Genomic DNA, 22,455 nt, shown 5'->3' with positions numbered 1-22,455 from the left:
TAGGTGCCCACAACCCTTTCTCGTCTCGGCGGAAGTGGAGACCGCGTCGCGACGGCCGGGATCCAGCCTCAGTATTATCCTCGTCACCGGTTGATTCGAACGCTTTTTGCTCCTCCTTCTCCCGTCGGGCTTCGATTTTAGCGGCCTCCGCAGGTGGCAGTGATCGCTGGATCCGCTCGAACTACCGGTTCCGATCAGTGGTCGAAGGATTTTCGCAGCAGCCGGACCTGCGGCGCCGGTGCCGCCGCCGTAGCCTGACGAGCATCCCCGCCATGACGGCCATCACGACGGCGGTCCCGGCACCGATGATCCAGGGATTACCGAGGAGCCCACCGACGCCTGCGAGTGCTCCGCCCGCCGCGATGAACGGCAGGCCGCAGCAGAGCAGCGACGGAAGCGCGCAGCATGCCAGCAAGAGCAGCCCGGTCACTGCAGCGACGACGGGACCGGCGCGCCATTCGTCGCGGTCCTGATCGGCGCTCATCGTCTGCTTCAGGATGAGATCTCCCCGATTGCCTGCGTTGCCGTTCATGCGCAGCACGACAGCAGCGACGGGTCGGTGGTGAAGGCCTTCGCGGCGATCCGGATGCCCTCGGCCATGGTCAGGTAGGGGGCCCAGGCGTTGGCGACCTCGGCGACGGTCCTGCCGAGCACGTGGACGCCTGCGGCGGCGAGCTCCCCGGCGTCCTTGGCGACGGCGGTCAGGCCGAGGATCTCTTTCGTCTCGGCGTTCACGACGATCTTGATGAACCCGCGGGTGTCGCGGTTCACCAAGGCGCGGGGCACGTGGTGCAGGGGCAGGACGCGGCAGTCGCAGCGGATCCCCGCGGCGAGGACGTCCTTCTCGGTCATCCCGACCGCGCCGATCGCGGGCCCGGTGAACGTCACCCGCGGCAGGCGGGCGTAGTCGACGGACCGGTCGGCGTCGGCGAACGCGTTCTCGGCGACGAGGGTGCCGTGGTGGGCGGCGACGTAGACGAACTCGGGGTGCCCGGTCACGTCGCCCGCGGCCCAGACCCGCGGGTTCGAGGACTGCAGCCGGTCGGAGACGACCACCTCGCCGGAGTCTCCGGTATTCACCCCGACCGCATCGAGGTTCAGGCCATCGGTGACGGGACGGCGTCCGAGGGCGACCAGGACCTGGTCGGCGCGGAACTCCTGCGAGCCGCCGGACAAGGCGGCGGTCACGACGGCCTCGCCTCCCGTGCCGCGGGAGACCCGGGTGGGCACTGCGCGGCTGACGACGCGGATGCCCTCGTCGGCGAACACCTCCTGGAGCGCCTTCGACACCTCCGGCTCCTCCTTCGAGGCGAGCCGGGACCGCACGAGCAGCGTGACCTGCGAGCCGAGGCGGGCGAACAGCTGCGCCTGCTCCAGGGCGACGTAGCCGCCGCCGAGCACCAGCAGCGACTCGGGGACCTCCGTCAGCTCCATCGCCGTGGTCGAGGTCAGGTATCCGGTCTCCTCCAGGCCGTCGATCGGCGGTGCCCACGGGCGAGAACCAGTCGCGACCAGGTAGTGGTGGGCCTCGATGGTCTCGACGCTTCCGTCGGATCCGGCAACATCGAGAACCGGCGCATCAGGGGTGCCCACGAACGAGGCGTCGCCGCGGAGGACCTGCCAGCCGTAGGAGTCGGCGACGTCGGCGTACTTCTCGCCGCGCAGCGACTCCACCAACGCTTGCTTCCCAGCGATCAGCGCGGGCATGTCGACGGGATCCGCCGTCGTCGCGATCCCGGGGAACCGGGTTGCGGCGTCGACCGCGACGTGCCGCGCGCCGGCCGCGGCAATGAGCGCCTTCGACGGGACGCAGCCCGTGTTCACGCAGGTGCCGCCGAGCGTCCCGCGCTCGATCATCACCACCGACTTCCCGAGCGTGCTGGCGCGGATCGCAGCGGCGAACGCGCCGCCTCCCGATCCGATGATGGCGAGATCGTACTTCGTAGGCATCGCTACTCCTGTCAACTCTTGGCTTTCTGCTCTGTCTCAGCCATACTGGACCTTCCAGTGCAGGGGAAGGTCAAGCGCGGCCACGGAGGGAGACAGCAATGTGGATCGGAGAACTCGCCGAGAGGGCAGGCACTACCGCGAAGACCCTTCGCTTCTACGAGGAACAGGGCCTTCTGCCCCCGACCGAGCGCACGCCGTCCGGATACCGCGACTACGCGCCCGAGACGGTCGCTCGGATCGACTTCATCCACCGCGGCCAGGCCGCGGGCCTCACCCTCGCCCAGATCCGCCAGATCCTCGACATCCGCGACGGCGGCCATGCGCCCTGCGAGCACGTGCGCGACCTGCTTGACGTGCGCCTCGCTGAGATCGAGCAGCAGATCACGCAGCTCTCCGTGCTGCGCGACACTATCGCGGACCTTAGCCAGGACGCCGCGCACCCGGATCCTGAAACGTGCAGCACCGATCAAGTGTGTAGGTACTTGTAGACGGCGGGAGTCAATGACTCAAACGCTACAACCCCGATATGTGCTAGCGCATGTCGATGCCGCCGGTGCCCACCTCGATGATTTTGGTGGTGGCCGCGATAGCACACAGCAGCGGCATCGGGGCGGAGGCCTGCAGCGCGAAGTGGTGGACTCGGAAGGACGCGTTGTTCACGCCGATTTCGTCCGCAGCCTGGGTGATCTCCAGACGAGTCTTGGCGATCTTTTCCGCAGATGGCCCGCACTAGCTGCCGAAGGCGTAATGCCCGAAGCTTAAGAAGCCGAACGCTTTCATTGGATAACACTCCTTTTGATGGTGTTAACGAGAGGGGGTAACTTTGCAACGACATACCGTCGAATTCAAGTTCAACGTTTAACGCGGGCAGCCGCCGCCGGATTCTCGGTGGCGATTCCGGCCCGAACCTCGGGGACATTCTCGCGCTTCCTCATCTACGTGAGCTCCGCGACGCCGGCCAGCTCACCGCTACCTCCATCTTCGATAGCTTGAACGAGCTCGACCACGACCATCTAATCTGGTGCACTGGTTTCCGTCCGGCCCTCGGCCCATTCCGCCACCTCATGCGTGGCCGTGAAACCGCGATGAAGAATCTCCATCTAGTTGGTTACGGCAACTGGACCGGCGACGGCTCGGCAACCCTGATGGGTGTCGGGCCCTTTGCCAAATACACTGCCCAGGTAGTCGCGGGTCGTGTCGATGAAGCTCGGCTTCAAAAGTTTTGAGGCGACGCTTGGTCCCTGAGCAGCTCGATCCTTCCAAGATCCGCGCTGGAGAGTCAGCGCGCTGGGCGAAGGTGTGTCTCAGCGCTTCGCTCGCGCGGCCCGCAGGCCGTTCAAGATCACGATAACTTCAGCGACCTCGTGAACCAATACGACGGCGGCCAGACCCAGCACGCCGCTAATCGCCAGCGGCATCAACACGATGATGATGGCCAGAGACAGCACGATGTTCTGGTTAATAATCCTGCTGCCTCGGCGGGCGTGCTGCAGCGCCTGCGGGATCAGCCGGAGGTCGTGGCCGGTGAAGGCGACGTCAGCGGACTCGATCGCGGCGTCAGAACCGGTTGCCCCCATCGCGATGCCCACCGTCGCGCCCGCCAATGCCGGCGCGTCGTTGATGCCGTCGCCGATCATCGCCGTCGGCGTCTTGGCGGAGAGCTCGGCGACGATGCTTGCCTTGTCCTCTGGACGCAGCTCGGCGCGCACGTCGTCGATTCCGGCGATTTCAGCCAGCGCCCGGGCGGTGCGAGTGTTGTCGCCGGTGAGCATGCTCACTTCCACGCCGTTGGCGTGTAGGGTCTGCACAGCTTCGGGCACCTCGGGCCGCAGTTCGTCGCGGACCCCGATCGCCCCGGAGAGCGCGTCATCGACGGTGACAAGGACGCAGGTTTGACCCTCGGACTCCATGCGCTCAACGTCTGCCTTCAGTGGCCCGGCGTCGATCCACCGGGGACTGCCCACAAGTACCCGTCGACCTTCGACGGTGCCGCCGATGCCATGCCCGGCTTCCTCGCTGATGTCCAAGGCAGCGGGCGCTTCGGGCCCCGCTGCCGCGATCGCAGCGGCGAGGGGGTGCGTCGATTGCTGCTCAACTGCCGCCGCGAAAGCAAGCACCTGAGCCCGATCGAATCCGTCTGCCGGGACCACGTCGGTAACCTCGGGCTGGTTGCGGGTAAGGGTTCCGGTCTTGTCCACCGCCAGGTGACGGATGCCGCCGAGTCGCTCGAACGCCGCGCCGGATTTGATGACCACGCCGAACTGGCTGGCCGCGCCGATCGCGGCCACGACCGTCAGCGGCACGGAGATTGCCAGCGCACACGGCGATGCTGCGACCAGGACCACCAACGCGCGGGTGATCCACGTCTCGGGGTCGCCCAGCAGCGAGCCAATCATGCCGACCAGCACCGCCAGGATCATCACCCCGGGCACTAGGGGTTGGGCAATCCGGTCGGCGATCCGGGCGCGGTCGCCCTTTTCCGCCTGCGCCTGCTCGACCAGGTCCACGAGTGTGGTCAGCGAGTTGTCCGTTCCAGCTGCGGTCGTCTCGACCTCCAGCACGCCGGCGGAGTTGATTGCTCCCGCGGGCACCTCGTCGCCGGGCGCAACCTCCTCCGGAATGGATTCTCCGGTGATCGCTGAGGTGTCAAGGCTGGAGCGCCCAGACCGAATGATGCCATCCGTGGCAATCCGCTCTCCGGGGCGCACGAGCATCAGCTCGCCAGCCACGAGGTCCTTCGCTGCGACCTCAACCGACGTGCCGTCGCGCAGCACCGTCGCGGTTTGCGGTACCAGCTTCAACAGTGCCCGCAGTCCGCCCTGGGCCCGGTCCATCGCCTTGTCTTCCAGTGCCTCGGCGATCGAGTACAGGAACGCTAGCGCCGCGGCCTCCCCGACGTAACCGAGGATCACCGCGCCGACCGCGCTGATCGTCATCAGCAAACCAATGCCGAGCTTGCGCTTCGTGACAAGGTTTCGGATCGCGCCGGGCGCGAACGTATATGCCCCTAGCAGCAGGCCGACCCAGAACAGTACTGTCGCGGGTGTCTCGAGCCCGGACCAGTCCAGCGCCAGGCCTATGCCGAGGGCTATGCCGGAGAAGATCGGCAGTAGCAACTCGGGGTCCTTCCACCATGGCCGATCGAGATCATCGATCTCCGTGGCTGGTTCGTGTTCGCATCCACATGCTGAACTCATGCGTCCGCTCCTTTTCCGTCGCAGCCAGGCACCGAGCACTCAGGGTCGATGCACGGGGCGTTTTCGTCGACAGCCAACGTCGCGTTCACTAACGCGTTGAGCGCTGTCGCGAGGTGCGGATCGGCGATTTCGTAGCGTGTCTTGCGGCCCTCCGGCTCGGCGACGACGATGCCGCAGTCACGCAAGCAGGTCAGGTGGTTCGAGACGTTCGAGCGGGTCAGGTCCAGGTCGCGCGAAAGCACGGCTGGGTAGCTCGGGCCGTCGAGTAGGGTCAGCAGGATTCTGGAGCGCGTCGGATCCGCCATGGCCCGGCCGAGCCGGTTCATGACGTCGAGGCGTGAAGCAATAGTCAGCATGTGCTGAACTATACAGCAATTACTGAACTATTCAACGCGCACTGAACTGACATTGAAGCGAAGAGCTGGCGACCTGCAGGAATTAGTCGATGGGATAGCCGGTAACTGGGCCTTCACGATTCGGTTGCCAACCCAACGCGGGGGCGACATGCGTGGCGAAGTTGTCCAAGATCTTCACGTTGACGTCCACGCCCATCCCGGTGAGGCCCTCGCTTCTGCTGTAAGTGATGCCACATGTAGGAAGGTGTTCGGCAAGGTGGTCGCCGTTGAACCACGGGTACTTCCTGGACCCGGGCAGCTTGCGCACATCCACGATGGATGCCACACCGGCAGCCTCGATCATTTCAGCGAAGTCCTCGAACTCGAGGTTGGAGTGGCCCACGGTGAAAATGCGCATGTCGCCAATGCTACGCGCCAAGCGGTTACACCCACATCGGCTTCACGAATGAGAAGGTGACTTTGCAACGACACGTCGAGGAGTTTAAGTGCAACGTGTAAAGGTTTTTCAAGCATCGCGCGATGGGGATGTGGACCCACGATCGCAGGGGCGACTGCGACGGAGTGACCATTGTCTGGCTCAGCCAAGCTATTGACTCTGCGGCGTCCCGGGTGCGCCATCAGACTCTTCATGCTGAATGCGTGCGGCATGCAGTCGGGCGTGGGCGATGGCATCGAGAGTGTTGTCGAAGACGTGATTCTCGTGCGCAAGTTGGTCGAATACGCCGAGTTCGCGCAACACCGGAATATGTTCGGGCTTCGTGGCTGCGAGCAAGACCCTGGTACCGCGGCGTTCGAGGCGCCCAATCGTGTCGGCGAGCATCTGGGCGCCGGTGGCGTCAATCGTCGTAACGTAGCGCATGCGGAGCACGACAACCTTGACCGACGAGACATCAGCGAGCTCGAGGAGGAAATCGTGCGCTGCACCAAAGAAGAGGGGGCCTTCCATACGGAAGGCGGCGATGTGCTCGTCGAGAAGCTCACGCTCCTTGTCGCGGTGGTCTCCCTCGTCTAGCGGGGCGGCTTCCAGCACCGCCGTGCGGGCGGTATCGCGCAGTGCGAAGAAGCCCGCCATAACAAGGCCGATGAGCACGGCGACTACAAGATCGAACACGACGGTGGCGGCAGCCGTGATGAGCAGGGTCGCCCCGTCGCCCTTGGTGGCGCGTATCACCGAGCGGAGGTTTCGCGGGTGGATCATCTGAATCGCAGTGGCGATGAGCACGCCGGCGAGCGCGGCGAGAGGAATCTCGCCCACCCACCGGGCCGCGACGAGTACGGCGACGAGCAGCAGCAGCGAATGGAACACCGCTGCCAGGCGTGTGCCTGCGCCTGCCCGCACATTGACGGCAGTTCGGGCGATCGCGGCGGTCGCGGGAATCCCGCCGAACAGGGGCGCGACGACGTTGGCCACGCCCTGTCCGAAGAGCTCGCGGTCGGGATCGTGCCGGTCGCCGACAGTCATTGCGTCGGCAACCGTCGCGGATAGCAACGATTCCAACGCGCCGAGAGCTGCGACGGCGACTGCTGCCAACAGAAGCGAATCCAGGTGCTCCCACGGGATCTGTGGCCAGCGTGGAGCAGGCAACGTCGACGGGATGTACCCGATTGTCTTCAGACCGCCGTCGGCCAGCATGTTGATGGCCGTCGCGGCAGCTACCAATACCAGTGCCGCGGGGAAGCCGCTACGAATGCGCGCAGCAAGCACGATTCCAGCCGCCACCGCAATGGTCATCACGGGCGCCTGCCATGCCGGAGCGTCTAACCAAGCTTTGATTGAGCCCCACGCCAACCCGAGGACTTTCTCGCCGTCCACGTCAACACCGAGTGCTGCGGGCAGCTGTTGGAGGCCGATGATTAATGCAATACCGGCGGTGAAACCTTCGACGACAGGTAGTGGCATGTACTTCATCGCGCGGCCAGCGCCGGTGAACGCCAGCAAGAGCAGCATGAGCCCCGCCAGCACGCCGACGACGAGCACCCCATCGGCACCATGGTTGGCCACGATGGGGATTAACACGACGGTCATTGCGCCGGTCGGGCCGCTTACTTGGACGTTACTACCGCCGAAGACTGCGGCCAGGATACCCGCGACGATGGCCGTCGTAATTCCGGCCGCCGCGCCGACACCGGACGCAACGCCGAAGCCGAGTGCGAGGGGGAGGGCGACGAGGGCCACCATGAGGCCTGCCGAGAGGTCGCGCCCGATTGTCGCGCGGGACCAGTCCGAGCGGCGCGGTGCGAAACGCAGGGCACGGGACCGGATGCCCACCGTAGAGGCGGCGGAGGAGGGGCGGGTCATGCTACTTTCTTGCTCCTTCAGGGCTCAATGACACTCAAAGGATACACAAGGTGTCATCCTCCGACGGTCACATTCCTGGTTCTGGCCGAGGCCTCATGTCGACGGAATAAAACTTCCTGACCTGGCGGGAGTTCCGTGGATCGTTGTCGCGGTACTTGGAGTGACGCGTGTGAGCCGGTGTCTGAAGAGCAAACAGCCCAGGAGAATCTGTACCAGTGCCATACAGAGCGCGACACCACTGCTCATGGGTCGGGCCTGACGACGGGCTGGGGGCGAGGACCGGCTACCGGATCCGGGCTTTCGCGGCGACGAGCAGCAGGGCGGCATGGTCGACTTCGCCGTTTTTGATCTCGCGATTGAGCTTGTGTAGCACCACGGGGCAGCGCAGGCAGCGGATGCCGGATTTGCAGCACTTCTTCTTCGGCGTCATCGCAGCCAGTTTAAAGGGGTCCTTGCCGGCGAGCTTTTTCGCGGCTTTGGCCTCGGCCTTCGAGTATTCGGGCAGACGTAGCGAGGTCGTTGCCGCAGCCTTTTTCGCGGCTTTGGCGGCGTCCTTCTTCTTGCCCTTGTCGCCTTTCTTGCCCTTGGCCATGCGCGTTCCCTTCGTCGCGAATTTTCCTGAATTAGGTTAGCGTCACCTCATGCGATGTGGGGAGGCGTGGGTGCCTGACGGGTGTAATTGGGTGTTGCTTGACGACGGCTCGCTTGTCGGCCAGTGTCGCAGCGGTAAATGACGGCCAAAGGACGCAAAATCGACCAAAACGACTCAGGTCTGTTTGCTGTGACCTGCGGAAATGGCGAGCGGTAGTGAGTTGTTTCGGCGACCAGTACAAGCAGTGGAATGCAGCTTTCGACGCGGGGTACTGTGCCGCGCTGGACAAGCCGTACATCACGCTTCACGGTGAGGACATTGTTCACCCGCTCAAGGAAGTTGATGCTGCTGCTCAGGCGTGGTGGACGACGACCGACCAGGCTGTAGAGATTCTGCGCTATGTGCTCAAGGCCTAAGGCCTGCAGAATTAGGAGCCAAAACAAAGAGCGACTTCGGAAGACAATTCCGAAGTCGCCCTTTGCTTAGTCAACGCTGCGCGGAACAAACCGGACAGAAACAAGCCTGCTAGGAGATTGCGAAGCCAGATGCTGGGCCTGGCTTTTCGACGGGCTCGCCAGCCTCGTCGACCATCCAGTCAATTTCCAGCTCTAGCCCGCGCTCGATGTCGGTACGCTTTCGGGAATCGACGACTTCTATCGTTGTATTAAACGATGTCGGCATGGTCATCGTCACCGCGGACTCGCCAGTGCCGAGAGTCATTTCCCCGGCGCGGATGCGAGCTGCCAGTGTCTCCAGCAAATCAGCGAGCTCGTCGCGATTGAAGCTTGTCTTGCTCTTCACCAGCTTTAGATTCTTCGGGGCGTAGTCTTTTTAGGTTTCGGTGCCGTGTCTTTACTTACCTTTCCAGCCGTATCGGTACTTGTGCAGCGCGGAGAATTGGCCGGCACTCCACACTGTCTTTGAAGATGGTCTAGAGAGCTTTCAGGAAGCCTGCCTATCCCCATTATCCCAATAAAAAGGTGTTTTTAACAGGAGAAATAATAAGAGGCTAGAAATTCCTATAGGTAGGTTATAAATTGTGGAAAACCCTTACGCTATGCTCTGGGGTGCAAGGTCCTGAGTGCTTTAGGTGAAGAGCTCTAGTAATGGCGCCCTTCGTCAGTGCTTCAAGTGGGTCGACCGACAGCAATAGGGGAGGAGTAAACGTCACATGGTGTCACCCGACAACATCCTGATGTACCTTCTGCCTGAGCAAGAGGCGCAAGTAAGAGAAATCTTTGCGCAACTCGCAGAGAGTGGCTTTCCGCAGCAGAATCAGAAGCCGCACATCACGGTCACGTTCGCGCCGACCATGCGCCCAGTGGCAATCCAACGAGCAGCCGAGATTCTCCCACCGCTTATGCCAGCGGAGTTTCGCAGAGTGGGAACGGTCATCTTCGGCGCCAAGAGTAAGCAGACTGTTGCCTGGTTGCTGGAAACCAGCGACGAGCTGGAAGAGGCCGCCCGCGTAATCAGCCGTCTCAATCCTGATGGGCGTGGCTCCCGTTGGATTCCGCACCTGACCATGGGCCTGAGAATTCCACGCGATATTGTGCCGGACTACGTGCGCGCACTTGACGAAATAACGAACCCGCACTTTAAAACTCTCAACGCGCCACGAGCTGCGTTCTGGAGTCCCAAAGTGCAGGAATTAACGGAGTTCTAGGGAGACTCCAGTACTTGTGTGCTGCTGTTCCTCAGCGATTGCGTCCCGCTATTTCGCAAAAACTGTGGTTTCAGAAAACAGTAGGCTAAGAAGAAAAACTAAGCAGCATCCATAATTTTCTTGGCCTGTGCATTGAAAACGTCCAACGCACGCTTCTTTGCTGCTTCCTTAGACTCTGGAGTTGCCTCTGGAACCTGCATAGGATCCGTCGTGTTTTCCATGTTGCCAGTTGGTACATCCGGAGTCGGGGCGGCGGACACCATTACCATTACGCCATTGACGATGCCGACAATGTCGTAGCTGGTGGCCGTAGTATCCGTGCCACCGGCGTTAATGTTCGCACTGGTCTCGTGTGCAGTGAACTCAGCTGGCTTGACGGAAAGATTTGGCTCCCACTTTTCTCGGTGCAGTTTCATTGTGGTCGTCATGTCCATGTCATTAAACATGTCCTGCATCTCAGGAGAAATCTCCTGACCTTCCATGGAGTCTTTCAGAATGTCGGAAGCATCCATCGTAGCCGTCACATCGGAGCACTTTTCGAGGTTGTCCTCGTACTTCTGGTACGCCTCAGGATTCTTCAATACCGAGACGCTGACAGTGACGTTCTCTTGCTTAATGTCCGTGTAAGCGCCGGCAGCATTCTCCAATTCCTCAGTTGAGTTGGTGAAAGTGGCGCATTCGGCCGGTTCAAACTTCATGGAGTCTTCCGAAAACATCTCCATGGCATCTTTGAACCCGGTGATTTTGTTTCCGGAGAAGTCCGCCCCTTGAACTTCATTGGTCAGCAGGAGTTGATCCTCAGATGCAGCGGGGGCTGATCCATCTGCCTTCGTCATCTTGGTCGCTGAATCCTTGCCGGTTTCACCACCTGCATTGTTGCCCTCATCGCCAGAGCCACATGCGGTGAGCAACGCGGCGCTTGCCAGACCCGCCACTACAGTTGTCGCAAACTTCTTCCACATTTCAGAGCCGTGCTGCTTCATGATTCCTCATTCCATCGAGCTGAATTTCAACAACCTATGCAACCCGCCCAGACGTCCTAAGCCGGAGCCAAGCTTTTGTGAAAGAAAGAATACAAGAGCGCGTCACGGCACGCTTCCCAAAAACAAGAATTTCAGTCGCGTCTGCTTTACGACGCTCCGTCGGACCTCACCGCAGACTGCGCAACCTTTGCCACGGGATACATGGATGCCAATGCAATAATCGCACCGAAGATGAAGACGGGCACAAACCCGAATTTCGGCGCTGCGAAAGAAATGACAAAAGGAGCGAAGAAGCCAACATAAGTCAGCGAATAGTAGATGGCGGTGGCCGCGCCCAACTCAGCCGTCGGTGCGATAATTTGCACTTCGCGGAGGCCGGAGACCATCATTACGCCGTACGCGGCACCGAGGGCCAGAGCAGCGGGGAAAACGCTCCACACATTCTGGGTGAGTGCGACGATAAGGCTGAGCAGCATTCCGACCGTCGTCAAGCCGAGACCGAAAATAGCTGGCGGGATAAAGCTGCTGGAACTAATTCGAGTGACCAGTGGTTGCACCAGAACGCCGGTGCCCATCGTAATGCAGGCGATGAGTCCGGCGAAGGCAATGGGGTAGCGGGATTCGGTGATTGTCGGAAGGACGACGAACGATGTGCACGCGGCACCGAAGACCCACGGTGCCCAAGCGGCGACTGCCCACAGGAATCTCGGGCTTAGGATGGCGGAGGAGAAGAACCGTTGCGGGGTGTCGCTGTGCTCAGAGGTTGGCAGTCCGCCGGAAGCGTTCCATGTCAGTGGTGTGATGCCAAGCAGCAGTGCGAGATGAACAAGATAGGGGATGACATCAGGGCGGGGAGCGAACTCCGCGACCAACCCGGAAGCCAGGGGACCGAGGGAGAACCCGGCGGAGAGCGCAACGGTTGCGCGCCGGGCGGAAATTTGAGGTGCGACGGGCGCAATCTCTTTGATCCACGAGGCGCCGGCGGCCATTACCATACCCATCGAAATGCCGACGACAAGGCGTCCTATCAGCAGTGATGGGAAGTGGAACCAGACGCCGGTGAGTAGGACGACGGAGCCGGCGGCAGAGGTTATGAGTGCGGGCCGGATGATGGCGCGACGGCCGAGTCGGTCGGAAAGTGGGCCGCAGATGAGTAGCGCGGGGATGAGCCCTGCGACGTAGATGGCGAAGAGAAAGGTGACCTGGGACTGGTTGAGAGCATCGGTTATTCGATACGCGGGCAGGAGCGGAGCAAAGAGGTTGGCGCCAAATGCGACCGCGAACATACCCAGGGCTACCCGAATCCAGTCTCGTGCCACGATTTGCCTCCTGTCGACTCTCCGATGGGGATAAGCAGCGTAGTAACAGAATAGGCCAGCTAACAAGCGCTAGCTGGCCTATTGAGTTATTCGGGTTGCCTACCCAAGTTAGTCGCCCTAGTTATTGGCGGCACCGAAAAACGCGGTAATCGGCGAGAAGAATCCCTTGGACTTCTTTGCCTTCTTAGCTGCCTTTGTCCTGCCAAGAATACGCTCAGAGATGCGGTCGGTAAGAACCCCTACCAGCTTGCCGCTGCGGACGACGGGCAGCTCGCTGAGGCGCCCGTCGATAAGCTGGCGAGCCCTGATGGCAGCTGGATCCTCGGGCTTGACGAAGACCTTCACCGGAGCGCCGACGGTGTTCATGTAGGCATCGCGGTCGGCGTATTCGCGGAGTTCCTTCAGCGTAATGTCGCTGGTCAGGTAGCCTTCATCGTCGACGAGAAAGACACAGGTATCGTCATCGAGACCAGCAAATTCAGCTGCGTAGGTGCTCAGTGCCTCGCCGACAGTGATGTCCTCCGGCAGCGCAATGTAAGAATCCGTCATGTGCATGCTTACGGTGTCAGGCAGGAGGCTGTAGGGGCTGATTGAAGACTTTGGCTTGAAGAAGTTGGCGATGGTGTTCTGTGTCTGTGTCATTGTGGATCCTTTTCCAGGTATCCCAGCTCCTTTGCTAGGAGGGAATTTCTGTCGATTGATAAATTGTGGCTCCCTCGCCTAAGAGCATTGGCAATGTAATGCCGTAACTAAAGGTGGCCACTTGAGATGAGCCCTTGCCTCGGGAGTCTTTCGAAACTCTCGATTAAGTGCAGGGCAGCGGCCTATGTGGATATAGGAGCCTTACCTAACGAGGTTGTTCGCTACGCAAAGGTTAACACAAGGTTACGTACACAGTAAAGAGGAATGAACGAAAAGCTTCCTAAGGGTGGCGGAAGCTACAAGCCCATGAACTCTCGAATTGCTGGCCATTCGGCATCGGCTTGTGCACGGCCGAGCTCGTAGTTGTGCATCAGCTTCGACCGCCTCCGCTCCGCCTTTGTGATGCTCATGTTATTGGCGTAGAAAACATATGCTTGGCCTTTTCGTTCAAGCTCAGCAGCCCAATCGAGAGAGGCGTTGTAGCGCTCGTGCCTGGTGATAAGTAGCTCAGCCACTATCGGGTTACTGCGGAAAATCTGGCGCAGTAGCTGTGGGCGCTTAGGGGCGGTGCGGCGGAATCCCTTCGGACGGGTCAGAACGATGAGGAACTTCTTAAAGCCGTCGGCTTCTGCGGCATCGATTGGGATACCACCTGATGATCCGAGTGCACCGTCGACAAACGGAACGCCATCAATATAGGGCATGCGCATGACGCCCGGAATCGTCGAGCTGGCGCGAGTGTACTTCATCAGCGTGGGTAGATCTGGAATATCGTCCGGCCCCCAGTTGATGGTCTCACCCGTATCCGCTCGGACAGCAGAAATCCGATAGGGAGTTGGATTGTTCTTAAAAGTCTCGTAATCCAAGGGCATGGCGCCGTCGGGAAGCCCCGCGTCTTCATAGATGTACTCGGCATCGAAATAGCCGCGTCCGCGCAACATTGGGCGCCAGCCGCTGCTGGCCGGCTGTGCAATGAAGTCAGTGAAACTATTTATAGAGCGCTGGATATCCCGGGAAAGGTAATTGACTACGTGAGAGGCACCGGCGCTTACCCCGCCGACCCAACCGACATCGATGTCCTCGCGAAGTAGCCGTTCGACGAAAGGTGCCGTGTAACTATTGCGAGTCCCTCCGCCCTCGAAGATTAATGCCACATCGCTGACCTGCATTTATATCCCTCCGGTTGTTATCGCGCTAGTGCCTTTCGGGCGTTACGATCGTTCAAGACTACCCGAACGCCATCCATATTAGATTTCGGTTAGCGTAGTTTACGGCGCATCCTGGAGGATGACCGGCAGCAGCCCCTCGCCCATATCTGGGTTCGGCAGTACGCCCTCCGGGTCGTAGAACAAGATCTCCTTGCCCTCGTGGCTCAGACGTCGCATCGCTTCCAGAATCAACGTGCGCCCCACCGGGTTGACAACGCCAACGCGGCTGACGTCGAAGACAACTTCGCTTTCCGACGGTGTGGAAGTCGCCAACCTGTTGAGAACAATCTCGGCCGCAGTGAAGTTGACTGGCCCCTGAATCTCGATGATCGAGCGGCCATTGCTGACGCGCGTACCGCGCAGCGCACGCGAACCAATCGCATCGGCATCCATGAGATGAAGACCCAAATCTTCGGAGAGCTTCCGGAAGATGGCAATGCTGCGGACGCTGTTGCCGTGGTCGTTCAATCGCGGCGAAAAGGCTGCGAGACCCGCCTGTCCAGGCAGCGCGCCCAGCAAGCCGCCGGCGACACCGCTCTTGGCGGGAATTCCGACTTCGGTAAACCATTCACCGGCCTCGTCGTACATGCCGGCAATAGCCATCACGGACAAGACTCTGCGAACAACCGAGCGGCCGAGCACAGTCTGATTGGTAACCGGGTTAACGCCGCCGTTGGCCAACACTGCGGTCATCATGGCGACATCGTGGGTGTTGACCAGCACGGAGCACTGTGCGGTGTAGCCGCGGACAGCATCGTGGGGAGTGGTTTCGATAAAACCGTAAGCTGCCAGCATATGTGCGATGGACATGTTTCGATGCGCGGAATCCATTTCGCTTTCATAGGCGTCGTAGTCAACGCGGAGCTTGCGGCCAGCCAAAGTTGAGAGAAGCTCCACCATGTGCTTGGTGCGAGTCTTCCAGTTGGCACCTGGCTGGCATACGAACTGGTTGATCGCCAGTGCACCGACGTTAATCATCGGATTCTTTGGTCGGTGCGTGCCTTGCTCCAGCGACAATTCATTGAAGGCCTCACCGGAAGGCTCGGTGCCCACAATGCTGTCGATTTTGTCTTTGCCGTGCTCAGTGATGGCTGCGGCATAAGCGAAGGGCTTGGACATCGACTGAATCGTGAATTCAGTATCGGTGTCGCCCGCGGTGTAGGTGCGGCCCGACACCGTGGTCATAGCTAGTGCCAGGCGGTCGGGATTAGCTTCAGCAAGGGTGGGAATATAGTCCGCTACCTCGCCAGACTCATCGGGGCGGACGGATTCGACGATTTCGGAAAGGTAATCTTTGATCGGCGTTTTCATCAGATTTTGCTAAGCATCTTTCCTGGGAAAGGTAATCCCGGTTGAGTCAGTGGAGTCCCGTTCGAACCTACACCAGGCAAGGCCGGCCACTGATCCTCACCTCTGTGCACTCTCACCGTGCGCGCCGGATAAATCAGCATATCCTGGGGTATGTGAAATTCCTCAACAATCAGTCCGTGCCCTACGAGCTGACCTACAGCGATGTGTTCATGGTGCCGTCGAAGTCATCCGTCGGCTCTCGCATGGGCGTCGATTTGTCCACTAATGATGGCACCGGCACAACCATTCCGATTGTGGTGTCCAATATGACGGCCATCTCCGGGCGCCGGATGGCCGAAACCACCGCCCGCCGAGGCGGAATTGCCATCCTGCCGCAGGACGTTCCAGCTGATATTGCCGCTGAGACTATTCGCAAGGTCAAGTCCGCTGGGCTGGTTTTCGACACCCCGATCGTCGTCAAGCCTCACCACACCGCGGGGTATGCGCGCCATCTTCTGCCGAAGCGCGCGCACGGTGCGGCAGTGGTGGTGGAAGACAACAAACCGGTTGGTCTGATCACCGGCCGTGATCTGGCGGGCGTTGACAACTTTGCGCAGGTGGGGACGCTCATGTCCACTTCGCTATTTACGCTTCCGGCCGACATTGAGCCCCGTGACGCTTTCGACCAGCTCACTGCATCCGGGCGCAAACTCGCTCCGGTGGTGGACGCCGATGGCGCGCTGGTGGGTATTCTCACGCGTAAGGGCGCGCTGCGTGCGACGCTTTACAAGCCCGCTGTTGACGCTGAGGGAAAGCTGCGCGTCGGTGCGGCGCTCGGCATCAACGGTGATGTTGAAGGACGCGCGAAGACACTGCTCGATGCAGGCGCCGACGTGCTTGTTGTCGATACCGCGCACGGTCATCAGGATTCGATGCTCCGTGCTTTACGACGAGTCCGCGCGCTCAACCCGCCTGTGCCAATTGCCGCTGGCAATGTCGTGACCGCCGATGGTGTTCGCGACCTAGCGGAGGCGGGAGCCGACATTATTAAGGTCGGCGTCGGTCCGGGTGCGATGTGCACAACCCGAATGCAGACCGGTGTTGGGCGTCCACAGTTCTCCGCCGTGCTCGAATGCGCTGCAGCTGCTCGTGAATGCGGCGTGCATGTCTGGGCTGATGGCGGAGTGAAGGATCCCCGCGATGTTGCGCTTGCGTTGGCTGCGGGTGCGTCCAACGTGATGATTGGCTCGTGGTTTGCCGGCACTTTCGAGTCCCCAGGAGATGTCCAGAAAGACGTCGACGGGCGCATGTTCAAGGAGTCCTTTGGCATGGCTTCACACCGCGCAGTGGAGAGCCGAAATGCGCAGGTAGAGGCCTTTGAGAAGGCCCGGCGTGAGATGTTCGAAGAGGGCATCTCGACTGCGAAAATCTACCTGGAGCCCGGCCGCGAAGGCGTGGAGGACCAGATCGATCGCATTATCTCGGGTGTACGTTCTTCGTTTACATACGCGGGTTCGGCCACCATTGAGCAGTTCGCTGAGCGGGCAGTGGTGGGAATTCAATCCGCTGCGGGCTTTGCGGAAGGAATGCCGAGGGCGACGCGGTAGCCGTCGTCAAGCCTCTCGGGGCTAAACCGACTAGCGGCGCTGCCGGCCAATTGGTAGGTATGTAAAGACGTTGTTAGGACGTGTTTAGTACCACGTGTGAGATTGGGGAGGGCTGGCGACTATGGGTCGGCAGGTAAGAGAAAACAGTGCTGTAACGGAGGCTGGATTGGGAGCAGGAAACGGTGCTAGAGCAGGAAGCGGGAACGCATTTTTCGCTCGCGCCCGCGTTACTGATTCCGATTTGTGCCCGTGCGGTGGGGGACTCTACGGGCAGTGCTGTGGCCCGCTGCACCGCGGTGAGCAGGAGGCTTTGACCGCAGCTGAGCTGATGGCAGCGAGGTACAGCGCTTACGCTGCCCATGAGGCGGATTACATCTGGCGGACGTGGCATCCGCGCTACCGCCCGGAAGTTATCAATGTCGATGACGGTGTCGAATGGGAAGGACTCACCATCATCAACACTGTCGATGGTGGCGAGGACGACCGCGAAGGCATCGTGGAATTTGAAGCGGCCTTTCATGACCATGACGGTGTCGGCACGATGCACGAGCGTTCCCGTTTTGTTCGTCGTGCGCGACGTTGGGTCTACGTCGACGGTGAGGTCACCTACTCCTAAGCGTCAGCTTTCCTTGGCAGAGGCCTTCGCTGCATTTTCCTGGTCAGACTTGTTGTGCTTGCCGTGGCCGAATGGCAGCACGGCGACAATCGCCACAATGATTGCACCCCAGATGGTGCCGAAAATCAGTGAGCCGGTGGTGTTGGCCAACCAGCCGAGGAAGCCACCGGTAAACAGCTGCTCAAGGTTGTGGACCAGCTGGTAGGGGAGGTGCCAGCCCAGCTCGTCGAGACCGACCACCATGATGTGGCCACCGACCCACAACATGGCAAACGTGCCAATAATGCCGATCGTGTTCAGAACGATTGGCATGGCTTTGACCAGCGCCGCACCAAACTTGCTGATACCGGCTGACTTCTTGGACTGCAGGTGCAGGCCAATGTCATCAATCTTGACCAAGAAGCCCACCACGCCGTAGACCGCAAGCGTGATGATGAGTGCCACCACGATAAGAATCAGCGCGCGGTTGAGCAGCGGCTGATCAGCGACCTCATTGAGAGAAATCACCATGATTTCCGCAGAGAGAATTAAGTCGGTGAAAATTGCAGACTTCACCAGCGAATCTTCATTCTGCGGTGTGCGGTTGGTCGCCGCCTCCATCCGTTCCTGCTCAGTCTGATCGGGAGAGATCCGGTGCTTAATCTTCTCCCAGACTTTTTCCATGCCCTCAAAGCACAGGTATGAGCCACCGAGCATCAAAATCGGCGTCAGCGCCCAAGGCAGAAACTGACTGAGCAGCAGCGCAATCGGCAGAATAATGACAATTTTATTTACCAAGGAGCCCTTGGTGATACGCCAAATAATCGGCAGCTCGCGTTTCGGCGAGACACCATCGACGAATTTAGGCGTCACCGCGGCGTCGTCAACCACAACACCGGCGGCTTTAGCGCTAGCTTTGCCGGCCGCAGCCGCAATATCGTCTGTTGTTGCCGCTGCAGCACGTGCAATCGTGGCAACGTCGTCAAGCAGCGCGACAAGTCCGCCTGCCATAAAAACCTCCCGCATTGGAGGACGCGACCAGGAGTCGTCGTCGTATCAAAGAATTACCGGAGCAATTTTAACCGCTTTCCCGGATTGACTCTGTGTTGTCGGTAGGGCGTCGATGCCCTATCGATAGTTGGCGTGCTCCTCTGAATGTGAGCACGTGGCAAGATATAGGCCATGAACGCTTCCTTCTCCGAAATCTACCGACAGGTCAATGCGGACAACTCGGACAATGCTGACACCGGGGCAGACACCAGCAACGACGCCCACTCCGAGGAACAGCAGCGTCCGGCGCGTCCCCGCATGGCACTGGTAGTCGTCGACGCTCAGAATGATTTTTCCGCCGGCGGCGCACTTGCCGTCGACGGTGCTGAGGCAGCGTACACCGCTACCTATCTGCATGTCGCGGGCACAGCGAACAAGTACTCGGTTCTTGCGACCACCCGTGACAATCACGTCGACCCAGGCACTCACTTCTCTGAAACCCCGGATTTCGTCGATACCTGGCCGAAACACTGTGTCGCAGGTACCCCGGGTGCGGAAATTCACCCCGGCATGCAGCGCGCCATCGCGTTTTTTGAGCAGCTCAACCCCGCTGCTGTGCGCATCGATGTTACGAAAGGGGAGTACGCTGCCGCCTACTCCGGTTTCGAGGGAACAACGGAGGCTGGCGTTTCGCTTGCCGACGCTCTCCGCGCCTCTGACATCGAGGAAATCGATGTGGTGGGTGTTGCGACTGACCACTGCGTCCGCGCCACCGTGCTGGATGGCCTCAAGGAGGGCTTTTCCGTCCGCGTTTTGAGCAATCAGGTCGCGGCGGTGGACCCGGAGCGCGGCAAGGCTGCACTAGCGGAATTGGCTGCTGCCGGGGCGACCGTGGTCTAGTTAAAAGTCACCATATCCAGGTCGACCTCGCGGAGGTGGCGGTGGTTGGACGCTGTATCCACATAACGCCCTGCATGGGCGATGAAGCCCTCTGCTTCCTCTGCCGTGAGCTGGCGACGCACCTTGGCGGGAACGCCGGCTGCCAGTGATTTCGGTTCAATCACCTGATCTTCCAGCACCACGGCACCTGCGGCAATGAGGCTGCCAGCGCCGATACGGGAACGCGAAAGCAGGGTGGACTTCATACCGATGAGGCAACCATCTTCAACCGTGGTGCCATGAACCAGTGCCATGTGTCCGACGGTGACATCATCGCCGAGAATTGTGGGCACTCCTCGGTCGACATGGACCGTGGAGTTGTCCTGAATATTGGTGCGCTGGCCAATGCGAATCGGTGCGACGTCACCTCGGAGAACAGAACCGTAGAACACGGAGCTATCCGCACCGATTTCGACATCACCGATAATGACCGCGCCGGGCGCAATCCAGGCGCTGGAATGAATGCGTGGGGTCTTATCTTGGTACGTGAGAATGAGCGGAGTGTTCATCATACAAACCAATATAACTGTCACCTGAGGTCAGCGTAAGAAAAATTCTCAGCGAAACTCTATTCGTCGAAGGGTGCAATTCTGCTTGGACGCGCATACAGTGGGCGACATGATTTTTATCGTTGTGAATTACCAAGTTAAGCCGGAGTTCGCCGACGAATGGATGGACCACGTCGCTGAGTTCACCGCTGCCACCCGCGCAGAGGCTGGCAACAAGTGGTTTGAATGGTCCCGCAGCGTAGAAGACCCCAACCAGTACATTCTCGTCGAGGCATTCGATGATGACGCTGGTGAAGCCCACGTCAATTCTGAGCACTTCGCCAAGGGCCTTGAGGCGATGAAGCCGCTGCTCGCTGAGACCCCGAAGATTGTCTCGCAGGTACTGCCAGATAAGCAGGACTGGGATCGCATGGGCGAGCTGCAGGTCGACTAATGTCCTCAGACACCATTCGCGATGGCGCAGCCGCTTCCAGCAGCGACACCTATTCTCTGATTGGACGCGGCCTGCGTATTGGCGCCGCTGTGCTGGCCTCTGCTCTCGTCGTTGGTCTCAGTGCCTGTGGGGACAGCGATGAGGCAGCTTTGGAGGGCAGCCAACATCAGCCAAGCCAGGCGCCGAGTGCTGTTGCCTCCACCGCCGCTATTCGGGATAACTTGGCTCAGCTGGCGGCGGATACTGCGGCGCTGAAGAAAGCATCGCAGACGCTAATTGGGAAGGAAACGGTCTCGGAAGAGACCCGAAAGATTGCGCAGCAGGCGGAGCCAATCTTTGCTGAAGAGGAAGCGCAGCTAGTCAAGACTCTCGGCGTCGATGTCGATCCGTCTGAGACCAAGCTCGACACCGCCACCATGACTCGCCTCGAAAACGAGGAGGGGCCACACGCAGATATGGCTTATCTGACGTTGATGGAAGGCAGCCTGGATAAGATGCTCGGCCAGTGGGAAGAACTGGAAAAGCATGGCGGAAACGACCTGCAAGAGTTGGCACGCTCTTCTCAGCAGCAGCTGGAAGATATTCAGCAGGCGCTGGAAAAACGTATGCAGTACTAGCCGCTGCCCAAACCTCGTGGGGGAAATTCAAGTAAAAAGTCCTGCAAAGCGTGCCCGGGGAACCGGGGAAGTGAGTAGCGTGTAAATAAAGCCAGTGCGCTGTGATCGTCGTCAAGCGAATGCGCACTCGGATGAAGCGCAATGCTGACTAATAACCCAGAGTAGAAGGTAGGAAAATACGCCAATGGCAAATAGCATCTCGCGAGTAGGTATCGTCGGCGCCGGTCAGATGGGCTCCGGAATTATTGAGGTCTGTGCGAAGGCCGGTAGCGATGTCAAGGTCTGGGAGGCCAAGGAGGAGTTCCTTGAGTCCGGTCGCGCCCGTATTGAAAAGTCGCTGGATAAGGCCGTTTCCCGTGGCAAGCTAGAGCAGTCTGCACGTGATGAGATTCTGGGGCGTATTAGCTTCACCACCAAGCTGGAAGACTTCGCTGACCGTGAGCTGGTCATCGAGGCCATCGTGGAGAACCCGGAAGTAAAGGCCAGCGTCTTCTCGCAGCTCGATGAGATTGTTGAGTCGGACGATGCCATCCTGGCTTCCAACACCTCCTCGCTGCCAATTCAGTCCATTGCTGCAGCCACCAAGCGCCCGGAGCGCGTCATGGGCCTGCACTTCTTCAACCCGGTTCCGGTTCTGCCTCTGGTAGAGCATGTCGTCACTCTGACGACCGGTGATGTTCAGTCGGAGCGTGCGTACGAGTACGCTTCCGAGGCGTTGGGCAAGACCGTCATTCGCGCTAAGGACCGCTCGGGCTTCATTGTTAACGCTCTGCTGGTTCCGTACATCCTCGGCGCTATCCGCATGCTGCAGGACGGCATCGCTACCGCAGAGGACATCGATGCCGGCATGGTCAATGGCTGTGCGCATCCGATGGGCCCGCTGACTCTGGCCGACATGGTTGGTCTGGACACCATCAAGTTCATTGCTGATGCCATGTTCGATGAGTACAAGGAGCCGACTTACGCGGCACCTCCGCTGCTCAAGCGCATGGTTGAGGCGGGGCACTTCGGCCGCAAGTCCGGCCGTGGCTTCTACGACTACTCCAAGTAGTCCACGCTTTTAGCCCCGTTTGGGGCGAGTATTGAATTCTTACCGGTTGACGGGCGCCTATCCCGCCGACCGGTTTCTTTATGCATTTATCAGTGAAAACCCGGCGTCTGAGGGGAAAAGTTCCCACGATTGGCACTAGCATTTTGGAAACTTGTTTCTTTTCAACGCGCCGAAACCTCACCGTGGCCTTAGCATGAGTGAAGATTTTGTCA

At 60.0% G+C, this 22,455-nt stretch carries 23 protein-coding genes and 3 pseudogenes; 10 read left to right on the top strand and 16 right to left on the bottom strand.

The annotated features are described in order from the left end of the window. Nucleotides 1-181: 181 nt before the first annotated feature. Nucleotides 182-532, bottom strand: coding sequence for a hypothetical protein (locus HMPREF2708_RS09600; RefSeq protein ID WP_005510697.1), 351 nt, complete (start codon nt 530-532; stop codon nt 182-184). Further along, complete coding sequence (gene merA, locus HMPREF2708_RS09595; RefSeq protein ID WP_034978272.1) at nt 529-1,950, bottom strand: mercury(II) reductase; 1,422 nt, start codon at nt 1,948-1,950, stop codon at nt 529-531. Before merA ends, HMPREF2708_RS09600 begins: the two co-directional genes overlap by 4 nt. Before the next feature lie 98 nt (nt 1,951-2,048). Here merA and HMPREF2708_RS09590 point away from each other — a divergent pair, with 98 nt between their 5' ends. Further along, a complete protein-coding gene (locus HMPREF2708_RS09590) occupies nt 2,049-2,438 on the top strand; it encodes a heavy metal-responsive transcriptional regulator (protein ID WP_040361285.1) in 390 nt (129 codons plus the stop codon). Between the two features lie 46 nt (nt 2,439-2,484). Here HMPREF2708_RS09590 and HMPREF2708_RS11445 read toward each other — a convergent pair. Continuing rightward, nucleotides 2,485-2,730, bottom strand: a pseudogene (locus HMPREF2708_RS11445) (alkane 1-monooxygenase); the annotation flags it as partial. Between the two features lie 107 nt (nt 2,731-2,837). On the opposite strand from HMPREF2708_RS11445, the pseudogene HMPREF2708_RS09580 reads away from it, so the two are divergent. After that, nucleotides 2,838-3,176: pseudogene (locus HMPREF2708_RS09580) on the top strand (pyridine nucleotide-disulfide oxidoreductase); the annotation flags it as partial. A gap of 78 nt (nt 3,177-3,254) precedes the next feature. On the opposite strand, the gene HMPREF2708_RS09575 reads toward HMPREF2708_RS09580, so the two are convergent. From HMPREF2708_RS09575 to HMPREF2708_RS09550, 5 genes are all read right to left on the bottom strand, one after another. Beyond that, entirely contained in the window at nt 3,255-5,147 is a 1,893-nt protein-coding gene (locus HMPREF2708_RS09575) for a heavy metal translocating P-type ATPase (RefSeq protein ID WP_070834063.1), read from the bottom strand. Continuing rightward, nucleotides 5,144-5,503, bottom strand: a complete 360-nt coding sequence (locus tag HMPREF2708_RS09570; protein WP_005510636.1) for a Cd(II)/Pb(II)-sensing metalloregulatory transcriptional regulator CmtR — start codon at nt 5,501-5,503, stop codon at nt 5,144-5,146. The genes HMPREF2708_RS09575 and HMPREF2708_RS09570 overlap by 4 nt, the downstream gene beginning before the upstream one ends. A gap of 82 nt (nt 5,504-5,585) precedes the next feature. Continuing rightward, nucleotides 5,586-5,900, bottom strand: coding sequence for a DUF488 family protein (locus HMPREF2708_RS11440; protein ID WP_083321945.1), 315 nt, complete (start codon nt 5,898-5,900; stop codon nt 5,586-5,588). A 189-nt stretch (nt 5,901-6,089) separates the two neighbouring features. Beyond that, nucleotides 6,090-7,802 carry a SulP family inorganic anion transporter gene (locus HMPREF2708_RS09555; protein WP_070834062.1) on the bottom strand — a complete coding sequence of 571 codons (1,713 nt, stop codon included), beginning with the start codon at nt 7,800-7,802 and terminating at the stop codon, nt 6,090-6,092. Between the two features lie 283 nt (nt 7,803-8,085). After that, nucleotides 8,086-8,394: a hypothetical protein gene (locus tag HMPREF2708_RS09550; protein ID WP_070834061.1), complete on the bottom strand. Its 309-nt coding sequence runs from the start codon at nt 8,392-8,394 to the stop codon at nt 8,086-8,088. 140 nt (nt 8,395-8,534) lie between these two features. Between HMPREF2708_RS09550 and HMPREF2708_RS11370 the strand changes: the two are divergent. Beyond that, nucleotides 8,535-8,810 (top strand): annotated as a pseudogene (locus HMPREF2708_RS11370) (YtoQ family protein); the annotation flags it as partial. A gap of 109 nt (nt 8,811-8,919) precedes the next feature. Here the strand turns inward: HMPREF2708_RS11370 and HMPREF2708_RS09540 are convergent. Then, entirely contained in the window at nt 8,920-9,195 is a 276-nt protein-coding gene (locus HMPREF2708_RS09540; protein ID WP_070834060.1) for an amphi-Trp domain-containing protein, read from the bottom strand. A 370-nt stretch (nt 9,196-9,565) separates the two neighbouring features. Here HMPREF2708_RS09540 and HMPREF2708_RS09535 point away from each other — a divergent pair, with 370 nt between their 5' ends. Further along, on the top strand, nt 9,566-10,060 hold the full coding sequence (locus tag HMPREF2708_RS09535; RefSeq protein ID WP_070834059.1) for a 2'-5' RNA ligase: 495 nt from the start codon (nt 9,566-9,568) through the stop codon (nt 10,058-10,060). Between the two features lie 98 nt (nt 10,061-10,158). Here the strand turns inward: HMPREF2708_RS09535 and HMPREF2708_RS09530 are convergent, their stop codons facing one another. From HMPREF2708_RS09530 to HMPREF2708_RS09510, 5 genes are all read right to left on the bottom strand, one after another. After that, nucleotides 10,159-11,043, bottom strand: coding sequence for a hypothetical protein (locus tag HMPREF2708_RS09530; protein ID WP_070834058.1), 885 nt, complete (start codon nt 11,041-11,043; stop codon nt 10,159-10,161). 146 nt (nt 11,044-11,189) lie between these two features. After that, entirely contained in the window at nt 11,190-12,362 is a 1,173-nt protein-coding gene (locus HMPREF2708_RS09525) for an MFS transporter (RefSeq protein WP_083321926.1), read from the bottom strand. Nucleotides 12,363-12,479: 117 nt separating this feature from the next. After that, the gene (locus HMPREF2708_RS09520) at nt 12,480-13,004 is read right to left on the bottom strand and encodes a CBS domain-containing protein (RefSeq protein WP_070834057.1); all 525 of its coding nucleotides are present in this window, start codon (nt 13,002-13,004) and stop codon (nt 12,480-12,482) included. A gap of 296 nt (nt 13,005-13,300) precedes the next feature. After that, on the bottom strand, nt 13,301-14,173 hold the full coding sequence (locus HMPREF2708_RS09515) for a patatin-like phospholipase family protein (RefSeq protein WP_070834056.1): 873 nt from the start codon (nt 14,171-14,173) through the stop codon (nt 13,301-13,303). A gap of 99 nt (nt 14,174-14,272) precedes the next feature. Further along, nucleotides 14,273-15,523, bottom strand: a complete 1,251-nt coding sequence (locus HMPREF2708_RS09510) for a glutaminase (RefSeq protein WP_049170675.1) — start codon at nt 15,521-15,523, stop codon at nt 14,273-14,275. Nucleotides 15,524-15,675: 152 nt separating this feature from the next. On the opposite strand from HMPREF2708_RS09510, the gene HMPREF2708_RS09505 reads away from it, so the two are divergent. Further along, on the top strand, nt 15,676-17,109 hold the full coding sequence (locus HMPREF2708_RS09505) for a GuaB1 family IMP dehydrogenase-related protein (protein ID WP_070834055.1): 1,434 nt from the start codon (nt 15,676-15,678) through the stop codon (nt 17,107-17,109). A gap of 166 nt (nt 17,110-17,275) precedes the next feature. Next, nucleotides 17,276-17,725: a YchJ family protein gene (locus tag HMPREF2708_RS09500; RefSeq protein WP_168168111.1), complete on the top strand. Its 450-nt coding sequence runs from the start codon at nt 17,276-17,278 to the stop codon at nt 17,723-17,725. Nucleotides 17,726-17,728: 3 nt separating this feature from the next. Here the strand turns inward: HMPREF2708_RS09500 and HMPREF2708_RS09495 are convergent, their stop codons facing one another. Further along, nucleotides 17,729-18,715, bottom strand: a complete 987-nt coding sequence (locus HMPREF2708_RS09495) for a DUF808 domain-containing protein (RefSeq protein WP_070834054.1) — start codon at nt 18,713-18,715, stop codon at nt 17,729-17,731. A 171-nt stretch (nt 18,716-18,886) separates the two neighbouring features. Between HMPREF2708_RS09495 and HMPREF2708_RS09490 the strand changes: the two genes are divergently transcribed. Beyond that, nucleotides 18,887-19,594 carry an isochorismatase family protein gene (locus HMPREF2708_RS09490; protein ID WP_070834053.1) on the top strand — a complete coding sequence of 236 codons (708 nt, stop codon included), beginning with the start codon at nt 18,887-18,889 and terminating at the stop codon, nt 19,592-19,594. Here HMPREF2708_RS09490 and HMPREF2708_RS09485 read toward each other — a convergent pair. Continuing rightward, complete coding sequence (locus tag HMPREF2708_RS09485) at nt 19,591-20,145, bottom strand: gamma carbonic anhydrase family protein (protein ID WP_070834052.1); 555 nt, start codon at nt 20,143-20,145, stop codon at nt 19,591-19,593. The two genes, HMPREF2708_RS09490 and HMPREF2708_RS09485, sit on opposite strands and share 4 nt — an antisense overlap. A gap of 106 nt (nt 20,146-20,251) precedes the next feature. On the opposite strand from HMPREF2708_RS09485, the gene HMPREF2708_RS09480 reads away from it, so the two are divergent. The 3 genes from HMPREF2708_RS09480 (at nt 20,252) to HMPREF2708_RS09470 (ending at nt 22,243) form a co-directional block, all read left to right on the top strand. Further along, a complete protein-coding gene (locus tag HMPREF2708_RS09480; RefSeq protein ID WP_038629105.1) occupies nt 20,252-20,575 on the top strand; it encodes a putative quinol monooxygenase in 324 nt (107 codons plus the stop codon). Then, nucleotides 20,575-21,192, top strand: coding sequence for a hypothetical protein (locus HMPREF2708_RS09475; protein WP_070834051.1), 618 nt, complete (start codon nt 20,575-20,577; stop codon nt 21,190-21,192). The genes HMPREF2708_RS09480 and HMPREF2708_RS09475 overlap by 1 nt, the downstream gene beginning before the upstream one ends. 184 nt (nt 21,193-21,376) lie before the next feature. Beyond that, nucleotides 21,377-22,243 carry a 3-hydroxybutyryl-CoA dehydrogenase gene (locus tag HMPREF2708_RS09470; RefSeq protein ID WP_005510660.1) on the top strand — a complete coding sequence of 289 codons (867 nt, stop codon included), beginning with the start codon at nt 21,377-21,379 and terminating at the stop codon, nt 22,241-22,243. The last annotated feature ends 212 nt before the right edge of the window (nt 22,244-22,455 follow it).

It is taken from the genome of Corynebacterium sp. HMSC073H12 (genome assembly GCF_001837775.1).
Classification (GTDB): Bacteria; Actinomycetota; Actinomycetes; order Mycobacteriales; family Mycobacteriaceae; genus Corynebacterium; species Corynebacterium amycolatum.
Note: the sequence above shows the minus strand (reverse complement) of the source record. Positions and strands in the feature narration are given on the sequence as shown.

Excerpts from the sequence above, each read along its gene's own strand:
- HMPREF2708_RS09600 (WP_005510697.1), bottom strand. The coding sequence starts at position 532 with ATGAACGGCAACGCAGGCAATCGGGGAGATCTCATCCTGAAGCAGACG.
- merA (WP_034978272.1), bottom strand. The coding sequence starts at position 1,950 with ATGCCTACGAAGTACGATCTCGCCATCATCGGATCGGGAGGCGGCGCG.
- HMPREF2708_RS09590 (WP_040361285.1), top strand. The coding sequence starts at position 2,049 with ATGTGGATCGGAGAACTCGCCGAGAGGGCAGGCACTACCGCGAAGACC.
- HMPREF2708_RS09575 (WP_070834063.1), bottom strand. The coding sequence starts at position 5,147 with ATGAGTTCAGCATGTGGATGCGAACACGAACCAGCCACGGAGATCGAT.
- HMPREF2708_RS09570 (WP_005510636.1), bottom strand. The coding sequence starts at position 5,503 with ATGCTGACTATTGCTTCACGCCTCGACGTCATGAACCGGCTCGGCCGG.
- HMPREF2708_RS11440 (WP_083321945.1), bottom strand. The coding sequence starts at position 5,900 with ATGCGCATTTTCACCGTGGGCCACTCCAACCTCGAGTTCGAGGACTTC.
- HMPREF2708_RS09555 (WP_070834062.1), bottom strand. The coding sequence starts at position 7,802 with ATGACCCGCCCCTCCTCCGCCGCCTCTACGGTGGGCATCCGGTCCCGT.
- HMPREF2708_RS09550 (WP_070834061.1), bottom strand. The coding sequence starts at position 8,394 with ATGGCCAAGGGCAAGAAAGGCGACAAGGGCAAGAAGAAGGACGCCGCC.
- HMPREF2708_RS09535 (WP_070834059.1), top strand. The coding sequence starts at position 9,566 with ATGGTGTCACCCGACAACATCCTGATGTACCTTCTGCCTGAGCAAGAG.
- HMPREF2708_RS09530 (WP_070834058.1), bottom strand. The coding sequence starts at position 11,043 with ATGAAGCAGCACGGCTCTGAAATGTGGAAGAAGTTTGCGACAACTGTA.
- HMPREF2708_RS09520 (WP_070834057.1), bottom strand. The coding sequence starts at position 13,004 with ATGACACAGACACAGAACACCATCGCCAACTTCTTCAAGCCAAAGTCT.
- HMPREF2708_RS09515 (WP_070834056.1), bottom strand. The coding sequence starts at position 14,173 with ATGCAGGTCAGCGATGTGGCATTAATCTTCGAGGGCGGAGGGACTCGC.
- HMPREF2708_RS09510 (WP_049170675.1), bottom strand. The coding sequence starts at position 15,523 with ATGAAAACGCCGATCAAAGATTACCTTTCCGAAATCGTCGAATCCGTC.
- HMPREF2708_RS09495 (WP_070834054.1), bottom strand. The coding sequence starts at position 18,715 with ATGGCAGGCGGACTTGTCGCGCTGCTTGACGACGTTGCCACGATTGCA.
- HMPREF2708_RS09490 (WP_070834053.1), top strand. The coding sequence starts at position 18,887 with ATGAACGCTTCCTTCTCCGAAATCTACCGACAGGTCAATGCGGACAAC.
- HMPREF2708_RS09485 (WP_070834052.1), bottom strand. The coding sequence starts at position 20,145 with ATGATGAACACTCCGCTCATTCTCACGTACCAAGATAAGACCCCACGC.
- HMPREF2708_RS09480 (WP_038629105.1), top strand. The coding sequence starts at position 20,252 with ATGATTTTTATCGTTGTGAATTACCAAGTTAAGCCGGAGTTCGCCGAC.
- HMPREF2708_RS09475 (WP_070834051.1), top strand. The coding sequence starts at position 20,575 with ATGTCCTCAGACACCATTCGCGATGGCGCAGCCGCTTCCAGCAGCGAC.
- HMPREF2708_RS09470 (WP_005510660.1), top strand. The coding sequence starts at position 21,377 with ATGGCAAATAGCATCTCGCGAGTAGGTATCGTCGGCGCCGGTCAGATG.